Origin of the sequence: Halovenus amylolytica (assembly GCA_004015825.1) — an archaeon.
Lineage (GTDB): Archaea > Halobacteriota > Halobacteria > Halobacteriales > Haloarculaceae > Halovenus > Halovenus amylolytica.
In genome coordinates, this window is the sequence record SAYS01000001.1 from 206,137 (window position 1) to 232,296 (window position 26,160).

Genomic DNA, 26,160 nt, shown 5'->3' on the forward strand with positions numbered 1-26,160 from the left:
TCCAGATTGGACGACGACTGCATCACGAGACAGACGGCTCTCGGTCGGTGCGATTTTCCGATAAAAAACTGGGTGGCAGCCGCCGGAGTAGTTATTTCGTAACGTCCGTGTTCTCGCCGATCACTGCTCCATCGAGTTCGACGTCCGTCAGGGTGGACTCTTTGTCGACAATCGAGCCCTCGACGGCACTATTTTCGATGGTCGTGTTCGGGAAGATGATCGACCGGTTGATCGTCGAGTCGACGACCTCGACACCGGGCAGGATGTGGACGTTCTCGCCGATCTCCGATCCCTCCACAGTTGCGTCCTCGGCGATGAGCTGTCCGCCGTCGAGTTCCCACTCGACGGCTTCGAGGTAGCTCGCGGGCGAGCCGATGTCGTACCAGTCGTCCTCGAACGGGAAGGCGTGGACGGCCTCTTCTTCCTGCAGCCACTGGATGAACCAGCCGGGCTCGTCCGGGTTGTTGTCGCCCGAGAGGTACTTGTCGAAGAGGATACTCTCCTCGGGGAAGGCATAACACGCGATCGAGACGAGCGTGCTGTTTGGATCGTCGGGTTTCTCCTGGAAACCGACGACGCGGTCGCCGTCGAGTTCGACCAGCCCGTAGGATTTGGCCTTCTCGCGGCTACCGACGTCGTAGGCCGCCAGCGTCGGTGTGCCGTGCTCTTCGAAGTCGTCGATGAACTCGCTGATGTGGAATCCCATCAGGTTGTCACCGGCGATCACGAGCAGATCGTCGTCGACCCCCTCGCGCTCGACGAGCTGTGCGAGCGCGCCCACGACACCGAACTTCTCGGCTTCGTCCGAGGTATCCTCGACCGACAGCTGCGTCTTCTCGTACCCCTCCTGGTCGATGTGTGTCTCGAACTCGTCGGCAAATGCCTCGTTCGTGGACAGATAGATATTTTCGACCCGTTCGTCCTCCTCCAGCCCGGTCAGAATCCGGTCGATGACCGTCGTCTCGCCGACTGGGAGCAGCATCTTCGGTCGATTCTTCGTAATTGGCCAGAGACGCGTTGCGTACCCACCTGCTAGTACTACAGCTTCCATGCGGCCAACGTCGAATGTCAGGTTTAAAATTCGATCGGTAACTGACAGGATCTGTTTATATCGCTCATGTCATATTAGGGACGTACTTATCGCAAAGCACAAGTTAGTGACCAGAGCAGTTGGGATATGAACCATCCTGGTCCGCCGAGATTCGTGGGCACGGGTGAGAGTGTCGAGCTCGCACCGCGTGACCCGGATCCGGAGGAAACCTACGCATGGGAGGTTGTACAGCGTCCAGCGGATTCGGACGAATCGCTCGGAGACAGCTCGGTCGAACATCTCGTTCCCGACGTTCCGGGAACCTACGTCGTGAAACTCACCGCGCCCGAGGGGGAACACACCCTCACTGTCCGTGTATTCCCGGGCGGCGGCGCAGCCGGCACGGAAGGTGTCGCGGGCCGCAGTGGCCAGAGTGGTCGCAGCGGCCGCAGTGGCCGCAGTGGCCGCAGCGGCTACAGCGGTCAGAGCGGCATCAGCGGTCGGAGCGGTCTCAGCGGTGGCGAAAGCGGTCGAGAGACGATGATGGGATCCGCCGAAGGCGGTGGACGGCCGCGCCTCGCGCTCTATCCCGTCGTCGAGGGCGACGAAGCAGTCGTGCGCGCCGATCCGAGCGCACATCCGGGCGGTGCCGAAACCGACGCCGATCTCGATGTCGAGTTCGTCCTCGACGATCGGGACGATATCGACCCCGAGGACGTCACGATCGACGACCGCGAGCTACGGATTCCGGTCGACACGCTGCCGGACCGCGCCCGCGTACACGCCGTCGCGATCGGCGAGTACGGTCACAGCGTCCCGGATATGGCGGAGTTCACCCGCGAGGGTGACTCGATCGAGACACACCGGCCCTATGTCCCACCGGCGTGGGCCGAAGAGTCGTTCATCTACGAGATCTACGTCCGTTCGTTCAACGGCCAGAGCGACGAGGACGAATCACCGTTCGACGCGATCATCGATCGGCTGGATTACATCGAGTCACTCGGGGTCGACGTGCTCTGGCTCACGCCAGTGCTGCAGAACGATCACGCCCCACACGGCTACAACATCACCGACTTCTTCTCGATCGCGGACGATCTCGGTACGCGCGAGGACTACAAAGAACTCGTCGAGAAAGCCCACGATCACGGGCTGAAAGTGCTGTTCGACGTCGTGTTGAACCACTCCGCCCGGACACACCCGTACTTCCAGAACGCAAACGAGGGGCCGGGTAGCGAGTACCGCGACTGGTACGAATGGCAAAGTGAGACCGAGCCGGGGACCTACTTCGACTGGGAACACATCGCGAACTTCAACTTCGGGAACCTGAAGGTCCGCCGGCACCTGCTCGATGCGGTCGACAAGTGGATGCCGCTGGTCGACGGCTTCCGGTGTGATATGGCCTGGGCAGTTCCGGATAACTTCTGGCGTGAGCTACACGACCGCTGCAAGGCCCACGACAGCGAGTTCCTGCTCCTGGACGAGACGATCCCGTATATCCCGGACTTCCAGGCGGGGCTGTTCGATATGCACTTCGATTCGACGACCTACTTCACGCTCCGGCAGATCGGCCACGGCCAGAACGCCGACTCGGTGCTGGATGCCATCGACGACCGCGTCGACACCGGCTTCCCCGACCACGCCGGCTTCATGCTCTACAGCGAGAACCACGACGAATCCCGCTATCTCGCGGACTGTGACCGGCCGTCGGCCGAGGCCGCGATGGGTGCGGTGTTCACGCTTCCTGGCGCGCCGATGGTCTACGCCGGCCAGGAGTTCGGCCAGCGCGGCCGCCGGGACGATCTCGCCTGGGAGCACGCCCACGAGGATATCCAGGACCACGTCAGAGCACTCGCGAACGTCCGTCACGAGGAGCCAGCCCTGTCGGCCGAGGCAGGCACCGCACGCGTCGACTACGACGTCACGTCGGGTGCAAAGGACCGCGTCACTGCGTACGCACGCGCGACGCAGGACGAAGCCGCCGTCGTCGTTCTCAACTTCGGCGAGGGGGAGGCAACCGTCAGCGTGCCTGTCACGGGTGGTACCGACGCTATCTCCGGTGACGATGTTCTGACAGGTGATGGCGAGGTCACCGTCGACAACGTCGTGGTCGTCCCGACGAATCCGGACGAACTGTAACCCAACAGTCACCTTTTCCGAGCAGTTTTTTGCAAAACCGACAGCCAGCGGTGGTGGTGACTGACACTGAAGTGTTGTGTGAAACCGCAGAGATTTATACCTCCTGTGCTGTTGTGGTAGGTATGCGGCTTACGACAGCGCTCAACGATTACAAACACTTTCGTGACGAGCGCTTCCCAGAAGAAAATCGAACGACGTCCGGATCCTTCGCTGGGCACGCAGGTCGCCTGGTGCACGTCAGTACGGACGGCTCCATTCGTGATTACTCTGACTCTCTATCCGGACTCCACGGTATCGATCGCTCCAGATTCGGCATCCTGACTGGGGACGAAACCTGGTGGTTCAACGAGATGGACACGATCAGACAGCACTACTACCGCGACACCCGTCTGGTCGAAACCGAGTACGACGCCGGCTCGTTTACTGTCCATCAGTACGACCTGACGCTGGGTCGTGCCCACGTCATGCACGTCGAGATGCGCGGCGCAGTGCCGGCAGACGCGAAACTCGTTGCCTTCGTGACGATGGCTCCAGAGGGCAAAGACACAGGTGTCGGTGCGCTGATCCACGAGCACGGTGGTCCGAACGATTCGCGGATCCTCGAAGTCTACCACAGACACGAACACGACTACCTCACTGCTTCGACGGGGCTGGATACGATCGACGGCGAGCGACCCGAACGCCTCGCCGAGATCCTGGACGACTTCCCCGTTGATTTCCCGCGTCGTGAACCGACGGAACGCCACGAACAGACCCGGCTCACCGGCGATTTCCTGGTGACGGCACCGCTGGACCGGTCGGGTCGCTCCACGAGCACGACGCTGATCAGCCAGCTGTCGGATCACGACGAGATCACCCGCGATATGGCGCTCGCTGATCTCCGCTCCTGTGCGGCCGATCACTCCAGTACCAGCGATCTCCGGGAGGCGGCTCGCGACCGGACACGGATCAACATCGACGAATCGATGCCGCGGGCGGAGACGATCCGGACGGATCTGCGCGTGATGGATCTCCTCTCCTCGCCGGCCGGTGGCCGGATCGCAGCGCCGGAGTTCGATCCCTTCTACGCGAACTCCGGGGGGTACGGCTACGTCTGGTTCCGCGACGACGCGTCGGTCAACCGGCATCTCCTCGAAGCGGGCAGTCGGCTCGATCTGGAGACGGAGGATATGCTGGCCGAGAGCGCTCAGTTCCTCTGTGAACGCCAGCTGTCGGATGGCACCTGGCCCCACCGGGTCTGGGCGACCGATGGCTCGCTCGCCCCCGGCTGGGCGAACGCGAACGTCGAAGGCAACGAGGAATCTCCCGAGTACCAGGCCGACCAGACGGCCTCGGTGACCGCGTTCCTCGCGACACTGCTTCACAAACGCGGCAACGATCTCGGCGACGAACTCCGGGGGACGATCCGGGAGACGATCACGAACGCGATCGACGCACTGACCGCGGATATCGCCGACAACGACCTCCCAAACACCTGCCAGAACGTCTGGGAGGACATGAACGGTCAGTTCGCACACACCGCCGCGGCGTACATCGACGCCTTCGCTTCTGTCGTCCGTTCCCCGATGGGCGAACAGATCGAAGAGCAGGCGCTCGCCGGCGCGGAGCGGGTCATCGACGGACTCGACAACCTCTGGGACGAGGAACTCGAGGTCTATCTGATGCGCCTGGAGGACGGTGAGCCAGATCACCGCATCGATGCGGCCGCGCTGACGATCGCTCGCTCGCTGCAGGCCTACGATGCGATCGAAGGTGTCTCCCTCTCTGACGAGCAGATCGACCGCCTCGCGGATCACGTCAGTACGACGCTCGATACGCTGTTCCGGAACCCACGCCAGAGCCGCGTCGCGGGACTCGCCCGCTACGAGGGCGACCGCTGGCGGACCGCGGAGCAGGACGGCGAGAAGATCTGGTCCGTGACGACCGCGATGGGCGCACTCGCCGCAGCGCGCGTCGGCGTCCTCCTGAACGACCGCGGCCGCAACGGCGACGCGTACATGGCTCGCAGCGGTGACCTCTACGAGTTGATTACGGAGGACGGACCGCTCGTCACCGACGCGGGCTATCTCGCCGAGCAGGTCTTCGACGACGGTGATCTCGACAGTGCGAGTCCGCTCGGCTGGTCGCACGCGCTGCGACTCCACGCGACGGCGATGCTCGACGATCTGAACGCGCTGCCGACGACGTCGGCCGAGACCGAGGCCCCGAGTGAACGGCCGACCTGGACGACCGGCGAGAAGTTCGGTGTCGGCACCGTCGCCGACCACAACGCACAGGATCCCTCCCGTGTCTGGTTTACACTCACGGAGGGTGCACTGACCGAGGCACGGTTCCCGCAGGTCGATCTGATGAATCTGCGGACACTGGATTTCCTGGTCAGATGTACCTCGGAGGACGATTACGCGGCCAGAACACACCGCGAGGACCGCCGCAAGGAGGACACGATCGAACGCCGTGTCGAACCCGTCGACAACGAGTCGCTTTCCTTCCGGCACGTCTTCGTCGAAACCGGCGACGGACAGGGCCACGAGTGGGAGCTGACCGTCGAGTACGCAGCAGATCCACAACACGACGCGATCGTCGCCTCTGTGACCTTCGAAGCCAAAGACAAGCACAGCTACGATCTGTTCTCCGTCGCAGACGTTTCGCTCACCTCGACAGCCTACGAGGACAGCGGCCGAACCTACGGCAACTGGGGGAACTACCACCTCGTCGCCCGCAACCCCGAAGGGTACACCGGGCAGACGGACAACCAGCTACTCGCCGACAAGGACGGGAACGAGTACTCGATCGCGGTGGCGCTGGTCGCCGAGAACCGGTTCGACTGGGCGACAGTCGGTGCCGGTGGCGGTGACCGCCTCGACCAGCTGTACTCCAGAGGCGAGCTGCCGGACCCGATCAGCTCGCTCGACGGCGAGAACGTCGTGCTGATCGGCCGGCTCGGCTCCGGGACCGATCTCGACGAGTCACTCGCGCTCGGCTTCGCCCGGCAGGCAGATACCGCCGCAGCGGTCGGTGAAGCCGACGGTGCACTCGACCGCGGCTACGAGACCGTGAGTGCGGAGTACGCCGAATCCTGGCGCTCGTATCTCTCGGACAAACCGCTGCCGGACTCGGTCGCCGACGATCAGGCGCTGGCAGACCAGTACCGCACGTCGCTGATGACGCTGATGGCCGTCGAGGACAAGACCTACCACGGTGCCTCGCTGGCCTCGCCGTCGGTGCCGTGGGGTGTGGCCGTCAACTCCGAGGAGCCGAAAGGGTACGGCTACAACTTCGTCTGGTCGCGTGATCTCTACCAGGTCTTCACCGCCTTCGACATCGTCGACTCGATGGAGATCGCGACCAACCAGCTCGAGTATATCTACGAGTACCAGCAAGACGAGACTGGCTTCATCCCGCAGAACACCTACGTCAACGGGATCACCCGCTGGGGCGGCGAGCAGATGGACAACATCTCCTATCCGCAGGTGATGGCCTACCACCTCGCCGAGGCTGGCATTACCTTCGACGATGTGAACTACAGCTTCGAGAACATCCGGCGCTCTGCCGATTACGTCGCCCGGAACGGGCCGAAATCGGCCCAGGAACGCTGGGAAGAAGAATCGGGCTACTCACCCTCGTCGATCGCAGCCGAGATCGCAGGACTGGCCTGTGCGGGCAAACTTGCGATCGACACCGAGCGGTACGCGGATGCGCTGGTCTGGCTCGCACTCGCCGACAACTGGGCGAACAACGTCGAGGCCTGGACGGCAACCGAGACCGGGACGACACAGCACACGAACACACCGTACTACGTCCGTGTCACGCGGGACGGCGATCCGGAGGCCGGCCATCTCCGCACGCTCGCGAACAACGGGCCGACGCTCGACGAACGGGAGATCATCGACGGTGGCTTCCTCGATCTCGTCCGGATGGGTATCAAGCCGGCCGACGACGAGGTAATGCGAAACTCCGTCAAGGAAGTCGACGACACGATCCGTGTCGATGCCGAACCGGCCGCTGGCTTCTATCGGTACAACGGCGACGGCTACGGTGAGCGTAGCCGTGGTGACCAGGGTGCGCCGTGGTCGGTCGAAAACCACGGGAAAGGCCGTCTCTGGCCACTGCTCACCGGTGAACGTGGTGAGTACGAACTGGTCACCGAGAACGTGACGCTGCCGGCCGAGGACTGCCTGAAGACGATCCAGAACTTCGCGAACTCCGGTCGGATGATCCCGGAGCAGGTCTGGGACCGGAAACACAGCACCGAGTACGGCTGGGAGTTCGGCGAGGGGACCGGCGCTGCGACGCCACTCGCGTGGGCGATGGCACAGTACGTCCGCCTCGCACACGGTGTCAGTGCGGGTGAACCGGTCGAAACGCCAGACTTCGTCCGCGAGCGGTACCTCGAAGAGGGTATTCACGAACCCGACCGCAGCCCCGCGCTGCGTGTCGACACCCAGTTCCGCGGCAACGAACTCGTCATCTCCGGCGAGACGACTGGCGTCCGCGTCGCGGCGAAGACGCCGACCGACAGCGCCTTCATGACTGTCGAAGACGGCGAATTCGAGACGGCACTCGACGTCGAACCGGGTGCAAATCAGGTGGTCGTCGCCGCCGCTGACAGCGAGAATCTCCAGCAGGCCGGGACGACTGTCTGGCGACTCCAGCTGTAAGCGACAACCCCTTCTTTCGAAATCGAACTCGCAGTAACCTCTTAGAACACTCGTCGTAGCGTACGAACAAACGAAGAATGAGACTCTGTCGCTACCGATCCAGTTCTAGTGCTCGCTCGGCTCTCTCGACGCCGTTCCAGATTACCTTCTCCGGGTCGTCGTATCGTTCGAGTTTCTGGCGCAGTTCGGGTGACACGGTGATCTCGGGCATCAACAGTCCGTTGTGGCCACGGGATGATAAAGTTTACTGGAATTCGAAATTGAGTTAATATTTTAACTTACATATACTCCACTGCACGAATCCGGTTCAACTTGTACTCTTCAAGCCGCTTGCTCTTCGGCTGTCGGCTTCGTAGTGGATAAATTATAAGATATCTTATCTCATTACTGTATCAGCAAAATAGACTCCTCAAAATTATTGATTCAACAAATTTTTAGTCCCTGGCTTCGTAGTAACTCATAGATGACGAGTAGCGATCTCGAACGTGATCTGGGGCTGTACTCGGCGGTTACGTTGAGCATGGGGGCGATGATCGGTGGTGGGATCTTCGTTCTGCCAGCAATCGCGTACAAAAAGGCCGGGCCAGCGGTGGTTGCAGCCTACCTTCTGGCCGGATTGCTGGTCCTTCCGAACGCACTCTCGAAAGCCGAGATGGCGACCGCGATGCCCGAGGACGGCGGCACCTATCTCTACATCGACCGTGCGATGGGACCACTTTTCGGTACGATTGCCGGGATCGGTGTCTGGTTTTCCCTCGTGTTCAAAAGTGCCTTCGCGCTCGTCGGCCTCGGTGCCTATCTCCTGTTGCTGGTCAGTATTCCGGCTGGTGTGGTGAAATTGCTCGCACTCGGTCTGGGTGCACTCGTCGTGCTGTTGAACATCGTCGGGACCGAACAAAGTGGGACAGTACAGGGGGTTCTCGTCGGTCTCGTCGTGGTGGTCCTCGGGGGGTACGTCCTCGGGGGGATGCCGGCGATCGGCGCCACGCAGTTCAGCCCCTTCCTCACCCACGGAACCGTTGGGGTCATTACAGCGACGGCGTTCGTGTTCGTCTCCTACGCTGGGATCGGTGAGGTCGCATCAGTTGCCGAGGAGATCACAGAGCCGGGCCGAACCATCCCGCAGGCGATGCTGCTCTCGATCGGTGCGATGATGCTCATCTACACTGCTGTCGTCGGTGTCGTCGTCGGTGTCGTCGACTCCGAGACGCTCGTTCACGGTGGCCCGGGGGGTGGCAGTTCGCTCACGCCGATGGCCGACGCCGCCGGGACGGTGTTCGGGGGGATCGGCATCACTGTCGTCTCGGTGACTGCCGTGCTCGCGCTTACCAGTATGGCGAACGCGGGCGTGCTGGGTACGTCCCGATTCCTGCTCGCCATGAGCCGTGACTCGCTGCTCCCGGAACCGCTCGGAGAGATCAACAGCAGGTTCCTGACACCAGTGCGCTCGGTGCTGGTCACCGGTGCGGTTTTGCTCGCACTGATCGCGTTCGTGCCAGTCGTCGAACTGGCGAAACTGGCCAGCGCGTTCCTGATCCTCGTGTTCTCGCTGGAGAACCTCTCGGTCATCGTCTTCCGCGAGAGCGACGTCGAGTTCTACACGCCAGAGTTTACCTCGCCCGGCTATCCGGTCGTCCAGCTCGTCGGCGTCGCTGGTGGCATCGTGTTGATTACCCAGCTCGGGATGGTCTCGATTCTCGGCGCGATGGGAATTATCACCGCGAGTGCGCTCTGGTACCTGCTCTACGGGCGGTCACGCACCGACCGCACCGGTGCGCTCGTGACCCTTCTCCGACAGCGCGGTGAGAGCGACCAGTCTACCGAGGATGTGCCCGTCACGTCCACACAGGAACAGGACTGAACAGATACAGCTACTTCTGATGCCTGGCTGTCGGTTCTGGAGCGTTTCCCGCGCGGAGACGGGACTCCGCGCTCATCGGTTAGCGACTGGAGAATGTGCGCTGGCCGAGAGTGAGCAGGCTCCGCCTGCGAACGTCGAGTGACGGAGTCACTCGGAATTTGAACTCGATTGCGAGACTCGTTTCACTCGTCTCGCGTAGTTCAAATCTCGCCGTCCGCACAACAGCAATCGCTGCGGCCCGCGCGGAGACGAGACTCCGCGCTCATCGGTTAGCGATTGGAGAATGTGCGCTGGCCGAGATTTGAACTCGGGTTAGGACCGTGGCAGGGTCCTGTGATACCACTACACCACCAGCGCTCGTTTCACTCGCGCTGTGCATCGCAACCGCGCCGCGGTTGCTCAACACCAGCGCCCGTTGCATCCTACACTACCGGGATAGACAATAAAAGGATTCCGGATTCGATGCAGGCGGCCGGATCGCTACAGTTCCACGGCCAGATGCCGGGCAGTGGTTTGCCCGTCGGAGCCAACGTCGAAACGTGCCGAGAGAAGACCCTCTGCGACCCTGTCGACCAGGCCTGCATCCGCACCGCTGACGTTCGCGATCGTCGCCCGACCGGGCAGTGACGCCTCGCTGACCGCCGCCTCGATGTCGGCCGTGGTCGGATCTTCCAGCCCGTCGGCAATCGCTTCGACTGCAAGCGCGAATGCGAGTGACTCCGCGAGATACTCCCTCGCGCGCTCTTCGGGCTGTGTCACGTCCGGGATCGTGGAGAGATACCGGCCGGCGTCTGTGTCTGCCACGTCGACGGCGTCGGTGACCCAGGCTTCGATCTCCTCGCGGTCGGTCTCCGCGTCCAGCTCCCCGCGAGCCTGCTCGAACAGCTCTGCCTCGACCGCCGCGACGCGATGGAACACGTCCCCGACGACTGCCGCGTCCGCGCCGGCGTCGAGCACCCGGTTGACGTTTTTGCGGTCGTCCAGCCCGCCGCCGTACCAGATCCGCGACCACGACACCCCCTCGTCGATCTGTTCGAGGATCTTCTCGGCCTCCTCGCCGCCGAAGGTCCCCGAGTACTCCAGATAGATAATCTCGCTTTCGAGGTGGTGTTGTGCAGCCAGCGCGCGCTCCTTTGCTTCCTGTGGGGAGAGCAGATTGTCCTCGGTGACGCTCGCCTCGCGTGCGGCGGCGCTGTCGAGGTTCATGATGATGTAGGCCTCGAAGACTGCCTCCTGCATCATCATCCCGGCGGCGAAATCCCCGGCGCGATCGTCGAAGAAGCCGCCGATCGACAGTCCGAGCTTGTCCTCCAGCATCGACGGCCCCAGATCGGTGCGGACGTACTCGAGCCCTCTCCCGAGCGTGCCGACCAGCGCGTTGCTGTCGCCGTTGAGCACCTCCGGCACAGCGAGAAAGTCAGCCTGCTCGCGAGTCGTTTCGGTGACGTGTGTCGCCTCGCTCGGTTCGTGGAAGGCCGGCGTCCCGCTGTCCGAGAGCAACTCGAAGGTTTCCTCGGTGTTCTGTTCGGTCACGTCCTGTGAACCACCGACAGAGATTGCACTCGTATGCGAGAGATAGACCGGAAACAGCAGTGGCAGTTTCTTCTCACCCTCCGGATCGATCTTCGTGATATGCGTCCAGTCGGCCGGCACCGGGTTCGTATCGAGTCCCAGAAGCATCCGTCCCCCGACTGATGCCGTAGCTGCCAGCGATTCGAACCGTTTTGCAAGGCTTGTCAGCGACATCTCTTATCCCACACGTCTTTGCTGGGCGTTAAAAGAATATCCCTTGGATTCGCAGTCCCCGCTCGAAACCTTTCTCACGTTCGCCCTCCGTAGGGTGGATATGGTCACGTTTCTGTCCGGTGGCACCGGCACACCCAAACTACTCACCGGTGCCGACGCCGTCTTCGACGACGAGGAGACGACTGTCGTCGCGAACACGGGCGACGACATCGAACTCGGCGGCTTTCTCGTCTGTCCGGATCTGGATACCGTGCTCTTTCTCGGTGGCGACATGATCGACCGCGAAACCTGGTGGGGGATCGACGGTGACACCGCCGAGACACACGACGAACTCCACGAGATTGCGGACGCGGCCGGGATCGAGTCGGGTCCCCGATACCTCGCCACCGAGGCCCAGACCGAGGGCCGCCCGATCGCACGCTGGCGGCGATTCTCCGCCGTCGCGGAGTTCATGCACATCGGTGACCGCGACCGGGCGGTCCATCTCACCAGAACCGGACTGTTAGACGAGGGCCAGTCGCTGACGACCGTGACACACCGACTTGCCGACGCGTTCGATCTCCCCTGGCAGGTACTCCCGATGAGTGACGACCCTGTTGCCTCGCTCATCCACACGGACGAGGGATTGATGCACTTCCAGGAGTTCTGGGTCGCCCGCGACGGCGAACCGACCGTCGATTCTGTCGAGTTCCGTGGTGCAGCGGCTGCCTCGGCCACCGATGCAGTGCTCGATGCTCTCTCGGAGCCAGTCGTACTCGGCCCATCGAATCCGATCACGAGTATCGGTCCGATGGTCGCGATCGACGAGATCGCCACCGCACTCGAATCGACACCAGTCGTCGCTGTCTCACCCTTCATCGAGGACACCGTCTTTTCCGGTCCAGCCGCGAAGCTGATGGAAGCGGAGGGATACGAGGCCTCGACTGCGGGCGTCGCCGACGCCTACCCCTTCGCGGACGCGTTCGTCCTCGACGATTCGGATGTGACGGAACTGGACCGCCCTGTCGTCCGGACCGACACCACCATCGACACCGACGAGGACGCGACACGCGTCGCTCACGCCGTCGCGGAGGCACTGGAGGTGGTCGGGTGACGCTCTTCGAACCGCGGATCGCGCTCGCGAGTCTCAGCGGCGAGGCCGATGCCGAGTGGGCACGCGCTGGGGCAGCTTATGCTGGTGCTGCCTTTCTCGGTGGTATCGCACTCGACGAGGGGACGCGGTCGGCAGCCCGGGCGATGGTCGACCGCGACCGGACGGAGTTTCTCCCGTCCGATCCAATCGCGTTCATTGACGACCAGCTCGACGCACTCACCGACGTCGACATCCTCCCAGGATTCAACGTCCGGACGGCAACGCTCGATCCACTGGCCCGGGCAGCAAGGGTCTGTGAGTCACACGACGCGATCCTCGAAATCAACGCTCACTGCCGCCAGGACGAGATGTGTGGGGTCGGCGCAGGCGAGTCACTCCTGACCGACGCTGACCGTCTCTGCGAGCAGGTCCAGACAGCCAGCGACGGCGGCGCGACTGTGAGCGCCAAACTCCGGGCGGAAGTCCCCGGTGTGGATCTGCCCGCACTGGCACCCCGTCTCGAAGCCGCCGGCGCAGACGTGCTCCACGTCGACGCGATGGATTCCGAGTCAGTGATCGGTGCAATCGTGGACGCAACGAGTATTCCAGTGATCGCCAACAACGAGGTCCGTGATCGTAACTCTGTCAGGGAGTATCTCTCTTACGGGGCGGCGGCGGTCAGCGTCGGCCGACCGAGTGACGATCCGCGCGTCCTCGAACGCGTCAGGACGGCGACCGAGGACTGGTTCCCCCAGCAGGAGGTCTCACCATGAGATCGGTCGCCCAGAACGCCCAGCTCGCTCTGCTTTTGGAGGTGACGAGTACGCCGAAACCGGGCAACGTCGACCGCGAACGTGACTACCCGGATCTCCGATTCGAACACTTCGTCACTGGCGCGGTCGGTGCCTACGACGGGCTCGCGATCGCGGGCGACGGTGGCGCCGTCGGAAACGCCTTCGAGCGGGCGATCGCCGGGATGAGCGACCAGGAGGGTGGCAACACACAGTTCGGTGCCATCCTGCTGGTGACACCGCTCGCCATCGCTGCAGTGGACGGGGATCTCTCCCCGGAGGGCGCTCGCGCAGTTGCCGAATCGACGACGGTCGAGGATGCTGTCGACTTCTACCGTGCGTTCGACCACGTCGGCGTGGCTGTCGACGAACCACCCGAGGAGCTGTCCGCGCCGGACGTCCGCCGGGGGAGCGATGCCGCGCCAGACATCCGGGAACAGGGGCTTACGCTGTACGACGTCCTGGCCGAAAGCGCAAATGTCGACGGGCTCGCCGCCGAGTGGACCAGTGGGTTCCCGCGGACCTTCGAGACGGCTCGACGGATCGAAGCGCGCGACGGGCCGGTCGCAGACCGTGCCGCTGCTGTCTTTCTGGAACTGCTCGCCGAGGAGATCGATACCTTCGTTGTCACACAGCACGATATGGAGACCGCTCGCGAGGTACAGCGCCGGGCGCAGGCTGCCCTCGACGGCGAAGAGAGCGTCCGGAGTCTCGCTGCAGAGTTCGTCGAGCGCGAGATCAACCCCGGTACGACAGCCGATCTCATCACGGGTGGAATTTTTATTGCACTCGAACGTGGAATCGAACTGTGAGCGAGACACCCGACCGGTGGCCAGTTACCCTCTCCGGCGTCACCGAGGCAGTCGTCAGTACACTCGGACCAAACGACCGCTGGAACGTGGCCGCACTCGGCATCCACGCGCCGGAGACGGCAGACGATCCACCCACGGCCCGGACGTGGGGCCGGACACGGACCTGGCGCAACTTCAGCGAACACGGCGAGGGGTACGTGCAGTTCATTCAGGATCCGGTGCTCTACGTCGATGCTGCACTCGCAATTCACGAAACTGACGAGCCGATCCTCGATCAGGCACACGGCTGGGTCCGTGTCAGCGTCGAGGAGATCGGTAGTGGGACATCGGGTGATACGGAGTTTGTCGACTGGGCACTGTTCGTCGAGGAGTCCGGTGTCGAACACAGAGTCGTCCCGACGGTCAACCGTGGATACGCAGCCGTGATCGAGGCGACTGTGGCTGCATCGCGGCTGGATGTCGAGGCATACGACAGTGACGAACTCCTGGATCGGATCCGCTACTTCGAGGATGTCGCAGATCGGTGTGGCGGGCCACAGGAACAGCAGGCGTTCAGTCGGCTGCTGGAGCTGATCGACCACGACTGCGACCAGTGACGTCCGTTGCGTGGGTCAGCCCGTGTATCCGAACACATACGTGGCCACCAGCCAATATCCGGTATGGACTGTCAGCGTCTCTGTGACCGACTGGACGAGGAACTCCGGACCGACGCGTACGCCGATCTCGACGCCAGTGCGAACGGATTACAGATCGGACCGGCAGACCGGGAGATCGATCACGTTGCCTTTGCAGTCGACGGCGCTGTCGAGACGATCGAAGCGGCCGCCGAACGCGGCGCCGATCTGCTCGTGACACACCACGGTGTCTCCTGGGGCGGGATCGAGCGTGTGACCGGCCGCCAGTACGACCAGATCGCGGCCGCAATCGAACACGACGTCGCGCTGTACACCTCCCATCTCCCGCTCGATGGTCACCAGGAACTGGGGAACGCTGCCGGGATCGCCGATCTACTCGGACTCGAAGCACGCTCCCCGTTCGGAACACTCGGCGGCGAGTACATCGGTCAGCAGGGAACACTCCCCGACTCGGTCGAGCTGTCTGCGGTCTGTGATCAGCTCCGCTCGGAACTGGATACGGGAGCAGGCGAAATCCGGGCGCTCGATTTCGGACCGGCCGAGGTCTCCGATGTGGCGATCGTCACCGGCAGCGGTGTCGACTGGCTCGGTGAGGCTGCTGGTGCTGGTGTGGATCTGCTCGTCACCGGGGAGGGGAAACAACAGGCCTACCACGAGGCCAGGGAACTGGAGACGAACGTCGTCCTCGCCGGCCACTACGCGACCGAAACCTTCGGCGTCGAGTCGCTGGAGGAACTTCTCACCGAATGGGGGCTTGAGACGTCCTTTATCGACTGTCCAACTGGTCTGTGACGACGGGGCAGTGCGGGTGCTCCCCGCAATTATTCACTACTTGATACAGGCTCGACCGCGGTCTCACACTGTGTACAGAGCTCCATCTCGCTCGATATATAGACACGCTCACAGTCGGGACACTCGAACAACGTCGATGAGATCTGTTGAGGGCCGTTGTTCGACGTTGAACTACTTTTTGTACCGTTCACGAGGTTACGTATACTCCGCAGCGGGTTCAGGCTCACAGATATTTCCAATCAGTTGAGATTAATATCTTTTATGGCCAAATAGGAAGTCCATGAATTATCATCTGTATCTCGTTATCTACTTACCCTAAAAATAGTGTGAATATTTTTATACAATGGCATAGTTATGTTATTTATATATTATATTGTGTAATTAATTTCAAACTAAGTTAAATAGAACTTTTACGTAAGTATCTTATATCAATGCTGAGCGTACATGAACAGACGACAGTTTCTCGGTGTGACATCGACTCTCTTTCTGACTGATGTCGCCAAAACGTCGTTTGCCGTCGAAGATCACCAGCCGAGCCACAAACAGGTCGACGTTTCCGTCTACTTCGATCAATTTTTCTTCGATAGCTTCTACCGGCCCAGAACACCCCGGCAGATTGCTACCGCACTCGACTACGCAGTCCAGTCGATTCCGGCGCCAGAAGAAACACTTGCTGTCGATCTCTCGTTTCCAGAGTATCGCGTCGAGTGGGACAACGTCGACTCGATCAGTCCGAACGACGACTGGCATCGGGCACAGTACAATACTGACGTTCTCTTCACGGAGTGGAAACGGCAACTCGACGAGGATGTGCCCGCCAGGGTTCGGGCGGCGGATTCGAATATCCTCGTCACGGCACACCTGCTGGATGGCTTTACTGGTAAAGCACAGGTCCCCCTGTCGTGTGCCGAAGCTGGTGTCGCTGATGCCTCCATCGTCGAGATGCCACACGAGGGATTCGACGAGGCAGCCGTCAGAGGCCTCCGGCATCCCGACGAGACCAGCGGTGTACTGTCGACGATCGTCCACGAGTTCGGCCACACGATCGGGCTCCGACACGAGATGGGGGCCGCTGAACTGCGTGGCGAGGAGTGCTACGCCTCTCCGATGGTGTCGCGGTACGCAACTGACGAGGCGTTCATGGGCTCTACAAACAGCTACGGTCAACAACTACCCGAGGCCGTTTCCGGGCCGTTTCTGATACGTCCCCAGTTCAACCCCGAGATTCCACTCGCCGACGTGTATACGGCCGCGTCGTGTTGAGGCCTGCGGAAATCGCGGACTTGAAGCCCACGGGCGGCGACGCACAACCAATGACCGACCACAGAGAGGAGTTTACACACGATCCGATCGGACACGCGTCGATCAGCGATGGGATGTCCGTCGCCGAACTCGTCGAACAGTACGGCCACGCCGGCATCGGCGCTGCCGATCTCCACGAGGCGGCCGACATCTACGGCGAGATGCTCGACCGCGAGGACGTGACGAACTTCTTCGGACTCGCTGGCGCGATGGTACCGGCTGGGATGCGCGAGATCGTCGACGATCTGATCCGCGACGGCCACATCGACGCGCTCGTGACGACGGGTGCGAACCTGACCCACGACAGCATCGAGGCTATCGGTGGCAAACACCATCACGGACACACGGGCGACGAGGAGATGACTCTGCGCGAGTTCGACGAACAGCTGCGCGACGAGGAGGTCGACCGCATCTACAACGTCTATCTCCCCCAGGAACATTTCGCGCTGTTCGAGGAACATCTCCGCGAGGAAGTCTTCCCTGTCGTCGAATCGGAGGGAACAGTCAGTATCCAACGCTTTACCGAACAGCTCGGCAAGGCAAACAGCGAGATCAACGACGAGGAGGGAATCGACGAATCCTCCGGGATCGCCGCCGCGGCCTACGAGAACGACGTACCGATCTACTGCCCCGCCATCCAGGATTCGGTGCTCGGCCTGCAGGCCTGGATGTACAGCCAGACCTCCGGGTTCTCGCTGGATGCCCTCTCGGATATGACCGGTCTCAACGATCTGGCATACGAGAGCGAGAAGGCGGGTGCGATGGTCGTCGGCGGCGGGGTCCCGAAAAACTACGTCCTGCAGACGATGCTGGTCGCGCCGGATGCCTACGACTACGCCGTCCAGTTGACGATGGACCCACCACAGACCGGCGGCCTCTCCGGTGCGACACTGGACGAAGCCCGCTCGTGGGGAAAACTCGAAAAAGCAGCTCGAAACGTCTCGGTGTACGGCGACGCGACGATCACGCTCCCGCTCGTGGTCGCGGCCGCGCGGGACAGAGTCGAGGAGTAGCCAACTTTATTCCTCGCTCGGCCGATTCTCTGGTATGTCTGATGATTCTTCGGATGGGCTGTTCAGCCGCTTGAAAGACGCCTTTCGCGGTGTCTTTTATTCCGGGATTCCGGACCATCCCGCCCACGGCGGTAACACCGGTGATACCGAGTGGACACCCGAAGATGCGAAGACGGCCGGAGAGAAGGCCGAATCAGAAAGGGGTCGCGACGAACAGGGAGAAGCTTAGTTCGCTTCGAGGTGTTCGAGGACGCCCTCTGTGTGCCCTGGGACTGGCTCCGGATCTTCGCCGGCCTCTGCGGCGGCTTCGGGATCTTTCAGCAGGTGACCCGTCGTGAGACAGACGACCTCTTCGTCGCTGTCGACGACGCCCTCGTTGCGGAGTTTCCGCAGGCCGGCGATCGAGGCTGCGGAGGCCGGCTCGACACCGACACCCTCGCCAGCCAGATCGCGCTGTGCTCTGGTGATCTCCTCGTCGGAGACAGCTGCCGCCGTTCCGCCGGTGGCACGGATACCGGGGAGTGCTTTCGGCGCATTGACGGGGTTGCCGATCCTGATCGCCGTTGCGCGCGTCTCGACGTCCTCCCAGCGTTCGGTCTCCTCCCAGCCGTGTTCGATGGCTTCGACCATCGGTGCTGCGCCGGCGGCCTGGATCCCAGTCAGTTTCGGCACGTCCGATTCCTCGATTGCACCGCTTTTGACGAGTTCGCGGAAGCATTTGTACAGCGCACTGGTGTTGCCGGCGTTGCCGACGGGGAGGACGATTCGATCAGGATAGGTACCCTCTTCCTCGTGGAACTGCTCCATGATCTCCAGACCGATCGTCTTCTGCCCTTCCAGTCGGAAGGGGTTCAGCGAGTTCAGCAGGTAGGCCTCGCCGCGCATCGCGAGATCCTGGACGATATCCAGACAGGTGTCGAAGTTGCCGTCGACTTCGAGGATGCGCGCGCCGTGGAGACTCGCCTGTGCGACCTTGCCGGCGGCGACCTTGCCTGCCGGGAGCAAGACGAGCGTCTCCATCCCGCCACGGGCGCCGTAGGCCGCGAGCGCTGCGCTCGTGTTGCCGGTCGAGGCGCAGGCGAGTCGGTCGACGCCGACCCGCTGTGCGACCCGCACGCCGAGTGTCATCCCGCGGTCTTTGAAACTCCCCGTCGGGTTCATCCCCTCGTGTTTCACGCGCAGGCGGTCGACGCCGATCTCGTCTTCGAGGCGGTCCACGTCGTGCAGTGGTGTCGACCCCTCGGGGAGACTGACGCCGGAGCGGGTCGGGAGCGCGGCGTCGTAGCGCCAGACTCCGTCGCCCTCGAAATCGTCCCACGTCGGGAGATCGGCGTAGCGGACTTCGAGCAGTCCGTCGCAGTCGTCACAGGTGTACCGAACGTCGTCAAAGGGCGCGAACGTCTCGGAACATTCGATACAGGTGAGCCAGACACCGTCTTCCGCACAGGGTGGTTCCTCCGCAGTCAGTTCGAGATGAGCCATTACGGACTTCTTGGGGTCCCAGGCCAAAAGTCAGACGGTTGGGGCCGAGCAGAGCCGGCTGTACCTTCCGTCGACCCGATTCCCGTATTGGATCGTCTGTACTAACAAACACTTGCTCAGTTGTTATCAGTTCTCGGTGCCGCACCGATGCCTTGCTATCCTTCGGTTTTGGATAAACAATTTCAAACCTATTATCTGTTGAAACCAGCATGTTTTTATTGCTGTTACCGGATAATAACGTATGGTCGACAAAGACGACCTGCGCGAGCAGTTCATCGAAGCGTTCGAAGGTGCAGACTACCCGATCAGCAGTCCGATGGATCTCGTTCCGGCCCTCCCGAACGGTCCCTCGACCAAATTCGAGTCCGGCGATTTCTCGATGACTGCGATGGAGCTGAACCAGGCAGTCGGCAGTGGGGATTTCCCCTACGACGACGTCGAATCCTTCGTCGACGACGTGATGGTCCAGCTCGAAGAGAGCGGCGAGGTCTAGTCGGCTACCGGTATCCTCTTTCTCCCACGGAGCTAACTCGTCGCTGAAAGTAAGACACTTGTAGACCACGGCGTAACTGGTGGATGCAGTCCCGTGGTGTAGTGGCCAATCATAGGGGCCTTTGGAGCCTCTGACGGCGGTTCGAATCCGCCCGGGACTATGCATTCTGTGGCGAGTGATAGCGAGCCACGAATTCGTAACTGACAGTGCGTTACTCCGGAGGCGGATCCGCCATTACATCTGATAGTTTAGGTATCATTCGTCGACGCTTCGTCTGTGATTTTTCGGATTCGAACTGTCTCCGTGCCCTCTATCGTTATCATGTAATCACAGTACGGGAATTCAATTGTCGCCTCCTCGGGAAGTATCGGGATCAGATCCGCATCGATTGCATCGAACAGCGGCGGCAGGTCGAGCGGTGCGCAATCCTCTCTCTCTGCAACCTGGTGGACGATATCCAGAACGATCGTCTCTCGGTCGCTATCAGCGTGAACCATCATATAAAGTATCTGTATTGCTGATTGAATAAGTGTATCGTTAAAATCTAAACGAAACGTGAGGAAAAATGGATACGATTGAAGATTTCCGCAGCCCAGTGGTTGCAGAATTCTGAAATCAGAGACTGATTCTATCGTTACGACCTCCTCGACTGTTATCTTCAGCTCTCTGTCATTTCTGTGAAACCGAAATGGTTGAACGGGTGCATCTGTTCTTCTTTGATGAACCACTCGTCTTCGATATTACAGCCGATTTCTTCCAGTCTGCTCGCAATGGTCGCGATATCGTCTCTCTCTTTCCCGACTGCTTCGATAGCCAGGTTCCGGTGGCCAGAGAGCCGCTGGACGACGCGAATGACTCCGTGGATGTCGAGGGCCTTTTCGGCCATCTCCGCCGTATCACTTGCCGGGACGGTGGAGACGAAATTTACGTGCAACTGGAAGCCAGCTTTCTCGTAATCGATATCCGGATGATAGCCGCGGAGAATTCCCTCGTCTTCGAGTCGTTCGATGCGATTTCGCACCGTATTCGCAGCAACACCAACCTCGTCTGCAATATTACCAGCCGAGTTGTTCCGTGCGTCTTCCTGAAGCACGTGGAGGATGCCACGGTCCACGTCATCGAGTTCTGAACGTGTCATCGCTAGAAAAATGTAGCGCCAGGTTACAAGAGCTTTTTACCAGAATTAAGGTGAGAATGCCCCTTCCTCAAGGAGTGAGTATTGCGAGCAAGTAGGAAGGGGATGAATCGCCGTACGACGGTACAAACCATTAAGTGAACATATCGCTAATCAAAAGACAGCGATGGAGTACAGTTACTACTACCCTGCATACCCGACACAACAGGTAGCGGCTAAACTGGACTCTCACATCGACATCCATCGCCAAGCGTACAACTACGCTCTGTACGAATACGAGAACGTAGACGCCGACGACATCGGCTCCGCGTACAACCACCACTACCGACTTCCCGATTGGAAAGACGAGTTCTCCGTCTTCTCGGAGGTCAACTCGAAGGCTTTGCAACGAACCGTTACGCGGTTCTACCAGAACCTCAACGGACTCTCCGAGCAGAAGCAAAACGGACGCAAGGTCGGGAACCTCAACTGGAAGTCACCGGGGGAGTTCCAGAGTATGACGTATTCGCAGTCTGGCTTCGAACTCAAAAACACGAGTGGCCGCAACGCGACACTCTGGCTCTCCAAAATCGGCGACATCTCGATCCGCTACCACCGCGAAATCCCTGACGAAGCAGACATCAAAGAAGTCACCATCAAAAAGGAGACAACCGGTGGCTGGTTCGTCTCGTTCGGACTGGAAACAGACGACCTGCCTGAGATACTCGACGTGGACTCGCTCAACGTGGACAACAGCGTCGGCGTTGACCTCGGCATCCGCAAATACATCCACACTTCGGATGGTACGACCGTGGACTGGCTCGGCCTCGAAGACGAATACGAGCGTCTGCGACGTGAACAACGCAACCTCTCACGGAAAGATCAAGGGTCGAACAACTACGAGAAACAACGCCAGACGGTCGCCAAAGTCAAGCGTCATATCCGGCGGAAGGTGCTGGACTACCAACACAAGATAACGACATGGCTCGTTCGTGAGCACGACGCGGTATTCGTCGAAGACTTGGACGTAAAGGAGATGTTAGAGCAGTCGCACAACGCCCGGAACAAGCAGGATGCGGCGTGGCGACGGTTTATCACCCACCTCGAATACAAAGCAGAGTTGTACGGCACTCTCGTTGTGCAGGTCGAACCAGCAGGAACGACCAGAGAGTGTGCGTCGTGCGGTGTGGAGACAGCCAAGCCCATTTGGGTCAGAGAACACTCCTGTCCGAGTTGTGGGTTTGAGTGTGACCGGGACGCGAACGCAGCGATGAACGTACTGCAACGTGGCTTTTCTGAGTTAGGGCTGGAATGGCCCGAAGACACGCCTGTGGAGACTGCGCTCCCTACGGACACTCATTCAGTGTCTGCAAAGCGCGTCATCGAAACAGGAAGCCCCACCCTCAACGAAGCCACACCAGTGGCTGAGTAGGGTGGGGTAGTTCACCGGGTCTGCAAATTGTTGGGAGCAGCGAAAATCAATAGTCCTACGGCCGGATTCGAAGCAGGGAACGGAGCAACGCGGAGTGACTGCGGTTCGAATCCACCGTGAAAACAACTTTTAGGAGTTGCTCAGAAACGCGACGCGTTTCTTGCTCACCCTGTTCGCGAGGACGCTCGCGAGACTCAGTCTCTCGATTCCTCTGTTGTTCTGTTTACCAGCCTGTCCAATCCGAGCGTGGCCAGGAAAAATACGCCGCCGAGATACAGCAGTGACTGGGGTTCAGTGACGAGTCGCGAGACGATCCCGTTACCGTAGCCGACGACCGTACTGAGAAAGCCGAGCATCGACGTCGTCCAGCCGAGTCCGGTGATGCCTGCGAGCTGGTTAAGGAGGTCTTTCCTCGCCTCAGCATCCGCCTCTGTAGACGATCTGTCGGATCCAATCCCTGGGAACTTTTCCAGTACCATCAGTCAGTGCCTCTCCATATAGGATGTGCTTACTCACTCCCGACGTATGAAGATATTGACAGTATACTCGTAGATTTACTATATGTACCTACGGGTACGTACCACTCACTGTTGTTACGATAGCGCTCGGCTGTGGCATCGCACGCGCAGCTCCAGCCAGTTTGTTCACCAGGTGCCAGAATAATCTGCCCCTATTCGTCGTCAGTGACGCGTCGAACGCCGGGCTGGACGTACTCGTCGGACTGGCGTTCGCGGTTGCGCTCGGCGATGGCCTGCCAGGCTGCGAGGCCGGTTTCGATCTCCTCGGCGCTAAAACCGATCGCCTCCCCCACGGCCAGCAGTTCGCGGGGTGCCCGGAGCTGGAGGTGTGATCTCGGATCGGCGCTGACGACGAAGGGCGTTTCGTACTCCTGGACAATCTCGCGGAGCTTTCGGAGATCCTGAAGACTGCTCACCCGCGAGCCACCGGAATCCCGAAGCACGTCACGGAGCGAAAATTCGATGTGGACGCTGTTTCGGTTCGCCTCCTTCGCCAGTACGTGGTTGAAATCGCCGCTGCCGGCCATCGGATGTGCGAGCACGTCCACCTGTGGCTGCTCGACGGCGAACCGGTTGATCGTCGGCGTCCCACCGTGGACCGCGACGATCGTCTGGTCCGTGCGATGACTGGAGACGAAGCCACTGGCCTGGGATGGGTCGTCCGACCGGATCTCGACGCCGGGGACGATATCGATTCCGTAGCTCGATCCGATCTCTGCGGGATCGTACGACGCCGGCTGGTCACCGTGGTTGCGCACGACGATCCCCGAGAAGCCGTACTCGCTGGCTGTCAGCGCCATGCGAGAAACAGTACTTTCCCCGTCCGGGTGGGCGTGGACGGCCTCGTACATCACTCCAGCATCTCTTCGACGTTTTCGACCGCTGCCGGCTTCTTCGCCGGGTAGGCCTCGACTTTCCCGCGGAGTTTGATCCCGTCACCGAGGGTCGCCGTGCCGTTGAACGCGGCCTGTTTGTCCAGCGTGAGGAAAAACTCGCAGTTCTCGGTGACCCGTTCGTCGAGTTCGTCTCTGATGCGGTCGAACTCGTCGTCGGGGAGGTCACCGAGGCGATCGAGCACCGTCCGGAGGTCGTCGGCCTTTTCGACACGCGCCGAGAGCACGATGATCCGGTCGCCCGCGTGGCCGGTCGACTCCATCCGTTCGATCTCGAACTCTTCGGGCAAGAAGGTACGCAGCGCGTCTTCGACCCGGCTGTCGTCCTCCGTCACGTAACAGAATGTCCGGAGGTCGATGTAGTGAAGCGGGATCGAAGACATACGCAGTTATTCCTCGTCGTCTTCGGCGTCAGCTTCAGCCTCGGCTGCCTCGAGGTTGTCCTCCGGGACACCTGGCTCCTGGCCGTCCTCGAAGCTGACGGTGTAGTTTTTGTCGCCGAACATCGTTTCCGAGACCTGCTTGATCTCGCCGACGTCGCCGTCGTACTCGCTGTGCTTGTCGTTGAGGACGACTGTGTCCCCTTTCTCGAAGCTCATACCTCCAGGTTGTCGGTGCCCGCCTAAAAGTCGACTGAATTCGAGTGGGGAGCCGCGGTGTGCACTCGGTTCGTCCCCGTTGTGCAGAACTCCCGGTCAGGGTGCCTGTCTCGACGGCGGGTCGCGCTGCTGGAGGCGGCAATCGTGTTGAGCGGTGAGTCCCGGGTGTTCTCGACGGCACGCAACGCCGGACCGGCGGGTCAGGACCGACTGGACGGCGAGCGCGTCGAGAAAACTGACACAGAGTGACCGGCTGCCGTCAGATCAACAGCTCCGCAGCAATATTTTCGCGGGTGATCGAATCACAGTAGACACAGCGAACGCCGTCGTCGAGCACCTCGAACCGCGAGTCGACCGGTTCGTCCTCGGCCGTAATGCAGTGTTTGTTCGAACACTGGAGCACGCCTGTCACCGTTTCGGGGCGCTCGACACGGTGTTTCTCGACGACCTCGAAGCCGCGGATGATGTTGATCGTCGCGGCGGGGGCGATCAGCGAGAGCACGTCGACCTCGGACTGGCTGAGTTCCCGATCCTCCACCTTGACGACGTCTTTCCGGCCGAGTCGATCCGAGGGGACGTTCATCCCGATGGAGACAGTCTCGCCGCCGGTACCGTCGATGCCCAGGATTGCGAGCACGTTCAGCGCCTGACTGCCGGGGATGTGGTCGATGACGGTACCGTTCTCGATCTTGCTGACGCGGAGTTCTTCGTCGGTCATCGGTCACCTCCGAGGAGGGCATCTAGCAGCGCCATCCGGACCGGCACGCCGTTGTGTGCCTGTTCGAAGTAGGCGGCGTGGTCAGTGTCGTCGACGTCGTGTGCGATCTCGTCGACGCGCGGGAGTGGATGCATCACAGTCAGTGAATCTTTCGTATTTTCGAGTAGTTCGCTATCGATCTGGTACTGGCCGGCCACCTTCTGGTACTCGTCTTCGTCGGGGAACCGCTCTTTCTGGATCCGCGTCACGTACAGCACGTCCAGCGAGGGCAAGATTCCGTCGAGTTCGGTGTGTTCTTTGATCGACGAGCCCTGTTCGTGGAGGTCGTACCGGACGTTGCGGGGCAACTGGAGGCTTTCGGGGCTGATGAAATGCTGGCGGGTCTCGAAGTTGGTCAGGGCGTAGGCGAGTGAGTGGACCGTCCGACCGTATTTCAGGTCGCCCATGATCCCGATCGTCAGATCGTCCAGTCCCGCGTTCTCACGGATCGTATAGAGATCGAGCAGGGTCTGGGTGGGGTGCTGTCCGGCCCCGTCGCCGGCGTTGATCAGGGGGACGTCGACGAACTCGCTGGCCATCTGTGCCGACCCCTCGCTGGGGTGGCGCATTACCAGCGCGTCGGCGTACCCCTCGACGACGCGCACGGTGTCGGCCAGGCTCTCTCCCTTCTTTACACTCGACGAGTCGACCGGACCCATATCGACGATATCGCCGCCGAGGCGTTTCATCGCGGCGGAAAAGCTCATTTTCGTGCGCGTGCTCGGCTCGAAAAACATCAATCCGAGCAGCGCATCCTCGTGGCGGTCGGCGTACGCGGAGGGATCAGCCGCGATTTCGCTCGCGCGGTCGAGGACCCCCTCGATATCCGCCCGCGAGAGCTGTTTCGCGCTCGTGATGTGATCGTGGCGCATCGGACGGATTAGGAACCCCCATCCTGATGAATCCCTCGGATTGATCTGCGATGCCCGGCGGCACGAATCTCTCACCGCACCCGACACCCCACTCCAGAATATGCTCGCTAATTCGCCTGAACCCGGGTGAACGCCCGAAGAGTTCTTATTAT

At 61.1% G+C, this 26,160-nt stretch carries 24 protein-coding genes and 2 tRNA genes; 14 read left to right on the top strand and 12 right to left on the bottom strand.

The window, feature by feature from the left end:
* Positions 1-91 precede the first annotated feature (91 nt).
* On the bottom strand, positions 92-1,051 hold the full coding sequence (locus EOW68_RS03070; RefSeq protein ID WP_128223703.1) for a nucleotidyltransferase family protein: 960 nt from the start codon (positions 1,049-1,051) through the stop codon (positions 92-94).
* A gap of 126 nt (positions 1,052-1,177) precedes the next feature.
* Here EOW68_RS03070 and malA point away from each other — a divergent pair, with 126 nt between their 5' ends.
* The 3 genes from malA to EOW68_RS03085 all read left to right on the top strand — a co-directional run bounded on the left by malA (position 1,178) and on the right by EOW68_RS03085 (position 9,685).
* The gene (gene malA / locus EOW68_RS03075) at positions 1,178-3,166 is read left to right on the top strand and encodes an alpha-amylase MalA (RefSeq protein ID WP_128223704.1); all 1,989 of its coding nucleotides are present in this window, start codon (positions 1,178-1,180) and stop codon (positions 3,164-3,166) included.
* A 122-nt stretch (positions 3,167-3,288) separates the two neighbouring features.
* The gene (locus EOW68_RS03080; RefSeq protein WP_128223705.1) at positions 3,289-7,824 is read left to right on the top strand and encodes a DUF7997 domain-containing protein; all 4,536 of its coding nucleotides are present in this window, start codon (positions 3,289-3,291) and stop codon (positions 7,822-7,824) included.
* Between the two features lie 463 nt (positions 7,825-8,287).
* Positions 8,288-9,685, top strand: a complete 1,398-nt coding sequence (locus tag EOW68_RS03085; RefSeq protein WP_128223706.1) for an APC family permease — start codon at positions 8,288-8,290, stop codon at positions 9,683-9,685.
* A 286-nt stretch (positions 9,686-9,971) separates the two neighbouring features.
* Here the strand turns inward: EOW68_RS03085 and EOW68_RS03090 are convergent.
* Positions 9,972-10,042, bottom strand: a tRNA-Gly gene (locus EOW68_RS03090).
* 123 nt (positions 10,043-10,165) lie between these two features.
* The gene (locus tag EOW68_RS03095; protein WP_128223707.1) at positions 10,166-11,431 is read right to left on the bottom strand and encodes a geranylgeranylglyceryl/heptaprenylglyceryl phosphate synthase; all 1,266 of its coding nucleotides are present in this window, start codon (positions 11,429-11,431) and stop codon (positions 10,166-10,168) included.
* A gap of 100 nt (positions 11,432-11,531) precedes the next feature.
* Between EOW68_RS03095 and cofD the strand changes: the two genes are divergently transcribed.
* The 8 genes from cofD (at position 11,532) to EOW68_RS03135 (ending at position 18,077) form a co-directional block, all read left to right on the top strand.
* A complete protein-coding gene (gene cofD, locus EOW68_RS03100; RefSeq protein WP_128223708.1) occupies positions 11,532-12,524 on the top strand; it encodes a 2-phospho-L-lactate transferase in 993 nt (330 codons plus the stop codon).
* The gene (locus tag EOW68_RS03105) at positions 12,521-13,276 is read left to right on the top strand and encodes a tRNA-dihydrouridine synthase (RefSeq protein WP_128223709.1); all 756 of its coding nucleotides are present in this window, start codon (positions 12,521-12,523) and stop codon (positions 13,274-13,276) included. The genes cofD and EOW68_RS03105 overlap by 4 nt, the downstream gene beginning before the upstream one ends.
* On the top strand, positions 13,273-14,106 hold the full coding sequence (locus EOW68_RS03110) for a triphosphoribosyl-dephospho-CoA synthase (RefSeq protein ID WP_128223710.1): 834 nt from the start codon (positions 13,273-13,275) through the stop codon (positions 14,104-14,106). Before EOW68_RS03105 ends, EOW68_RS03110 begins: the two co-directional genes overlap by 4 nt.
* Positions 14,103-14,702, top strand: coding sequence for a DUF447 domain-containing protein (locus EOW68_RS03115; RefSeq protein WP_128223711.1), 600 nt, complete (start codon positions 14,103-14,105; stop codon positions 14,700-14,702). The genes EOW68_RS03110 and EOW68_RS03115 overlap by 4 nt, the downstream gene beginning before the upstream one ends.
* 63 nt (positions 14,703-14,765) lie before the next feature.
* Positions 14,766-15,533, top strand: coding sequence for a Nif3-like dinuclear metal center hexameric protein (locus EOW68_RS03120; protein ID WP_128223712.1), 768 nt, complete (start codon positions 14,766-14,768; stop codon positions 15,531-15,533).
* Positions 15,534-15,977: 444 nt separating this feature from the next.
* Complete coding sequence (locus EOW68_RS03125; RefSeq protein WP_128223713.1) at positions 15,978-16,796, top strand: hypothetical protein; 819 nt, start codon at positions 15,978-15,980, stop codon at positions 16,794-16,796.
* A 50-nt stretch (positions 16,797-16,846) separates the two neighbouring features.
* Positions 16,847-17,848 carry a deoxyhypusine synthase gene (locus EOW68_RS03130; protein ID WP_128223714.1) on the top strand — a complete coding sequence of 334 codons (1,002 nt, stop codon included), beginning with the start codon at positions 16,847-16,849 and terminating at the stop codon, positions 17,846-17,848.
* Positions 17,849-17,882: 34 nt separating this feature from the next.
* Positions 17,883-18,077, top strand: a complete 195-nt coding sequence (locus tag EOW68_RS03135; RefSeq protein ID WP_128223715.1) for a hypothetical protein — start codon at positions 17,883-17,885, stop codon at positions 18,075-18,077.
* Here the strand turns inward: EOW68_RS03135 and thrC are convergent.
* Positions 18,074-19,330 (bottom strand): threonine synthase, encoded by a 1,257-nt coding sequence (gene thrC, locus EOW68_RS03140; RefSeq protein WP_128223716.1) that lies wholly within the window; start codon positions 19,328-19,330, stop codon positions 18,074-18,076. The two genes, EOW68_RS03135 and thrC, sit on opposite strands and share 4 nt — an antisense overlap.
* Positions 19,331-19,571: 241 nt before the next feature.
* Between thrC and EOW68_RS03145 the strand changes: the two genes are divergently transcribed.
* Together EOW68_RS03145 and EOW68_RS03150 are read left to right on the top strand one after the other, a co-directional pair.
* The gene (locus EOW68_RS03145) at positions 19,572-19,823 is read left to right on the top strand and encodes an MTH865 family protein (RefSeq protein WP_128223717.1); all 252 of its coding nucleotides are present in this window, start codon (positions 19,572-19,574) and stop codon (positions 19,821-19,823) included.
* Positions 19,824-19,910: 87 nt separating this feature from the next.
* Positions 19,911-19,983: transfer RNA gene (locus EOW68_RS03150), tRNA-Gln, on the top strand.
* A gap of 88 nt (positions 19,984-20,071) precedes the next feature.
* Here the strand turns inward: EOW68_RS03150 and EOW68_RS03155 are convergent.
* Positions 20,072-20,323: a HalOD1 output domain-containing protein gene (locus EOW68_RS03155; protein ID WP_128223718.1), complete on the bottom strand. Its 252-nt coding sequence runs from the start codon at positions 20,321-20,323 to the stop codon at positions 20,072-20,074.
* Between the two features lie 158 nt (positions 20,324-20,481).
* On the bottom strand, positions 20,482-20,961 hold the full coding sequence (locus tag EOW68_RS03160) for an Lrp/AsnC family transcriptional regulator (RefSeq protein ID WP_128223719.1): 480 nt from the start codon (positions 20,959-20,961) through the stop codon (positions 20,482-20,484).
* A 163-nt stretch (positions 20,962-21,124) separates the two neighbouring features.
* Here EOW68_RS03160 and EOW68_RS03165 point away from each other — a divergent pair, with 163 nt between their 5' ends.
* Positions 21,125-22,369 (top strand): RNA-guided endonuclease InsQ/TnpB family protein, encoded by a 1,245-nt coding sequence (locus EOW68_RS03165; protein WP_128223720.1) that lies wholly within the window; start codon positions 21,125-21,127, stop codon positions 22,367-22,369.
* A 194-nt stretch (positions 22,370-22,563) separates the two neighbouring features.
* Here the strand turns inward: EOW68_RS03165 and EOW68_RS03170 are convergent, their stop codons facing one another.
* The 6 genes from EOW68_RS03170 to pyrB form a co-directional block, all read right to left on the bottom strand.
* Entirely contained in the window at positions 22,564-22,848 is a 285-nt protein-coding gene (locus EOW68_RS03170; protein ID WP_431358717.1) for a hypothetical protein, read from the bottom strand.
* 191 nt (positions 22,849-23,039) lie between these two features.
* Positions 23,040-23,738, bottom strand: coding sequence for an RNase P subunit p30 family protein (locus EOW68_RS03175; protein WP_128223721.1), 699 nt, complete (start codon positions 23,736-23,738; stop codon positions 23,040-23,042).
* Positions 23,738-24,163 (bottom strand): RNA-binding protein, encoded by a 426-nt coding sequence (locus EOW68_RS03180; RefSeq protein WP_128223722.1) that lies wholly within the window; start codon positions 24,161-24,163, stop codon positions 23,738-23,740. The genes EOW68_RS03175 and EOW68_RS03180 overlap by 1 nt, the downstream gene beginning before the upstream one ends.
* 6 nt (positions 24,164-24,169) lie before the next feature.
* Positions 24,170-24,379, bottom strand: coding sequence for a DUF1918 domain-containing protein (locus EOW68_RS03185; RefSeq protein ID WP_128223723.1), 210 nt, complete (start codon positions 24,377-24,379; stop codon positions 24,170-24,172).
* Between the two features lie 259 nt (positions 24,380-24,638).
* The gene (gene pyrI, locus EOW68_RS03190; protein ID WP_128223724.1) at positions 24,639-25,097 is read right to left on the bottom strand and encodes an aspartate carbamoyltransferase regulatory subunit; all 459 of its coding nucleotides are present in this window, start codon (positions 25,095-25,097) and stop codon (positions 24,639-24,641) included.
* Complete coding sequence (gene pyrB / locus EOW68_RS03195) at positions 25,094-26,008, bottom strand: aspartate carbamoyltransferase (protein ID WP_128223725.1); 915 nt, start codon at positions 26,006-26,008, stop codon at positions 25,094-25,096. The genes pyrI and pyrB overlap by 4 nt, the downstream gene beginning before the upstream one ends.
* Between the last annotated feature and the right edge of the window lie 152 nt (positions 26,009-26,160).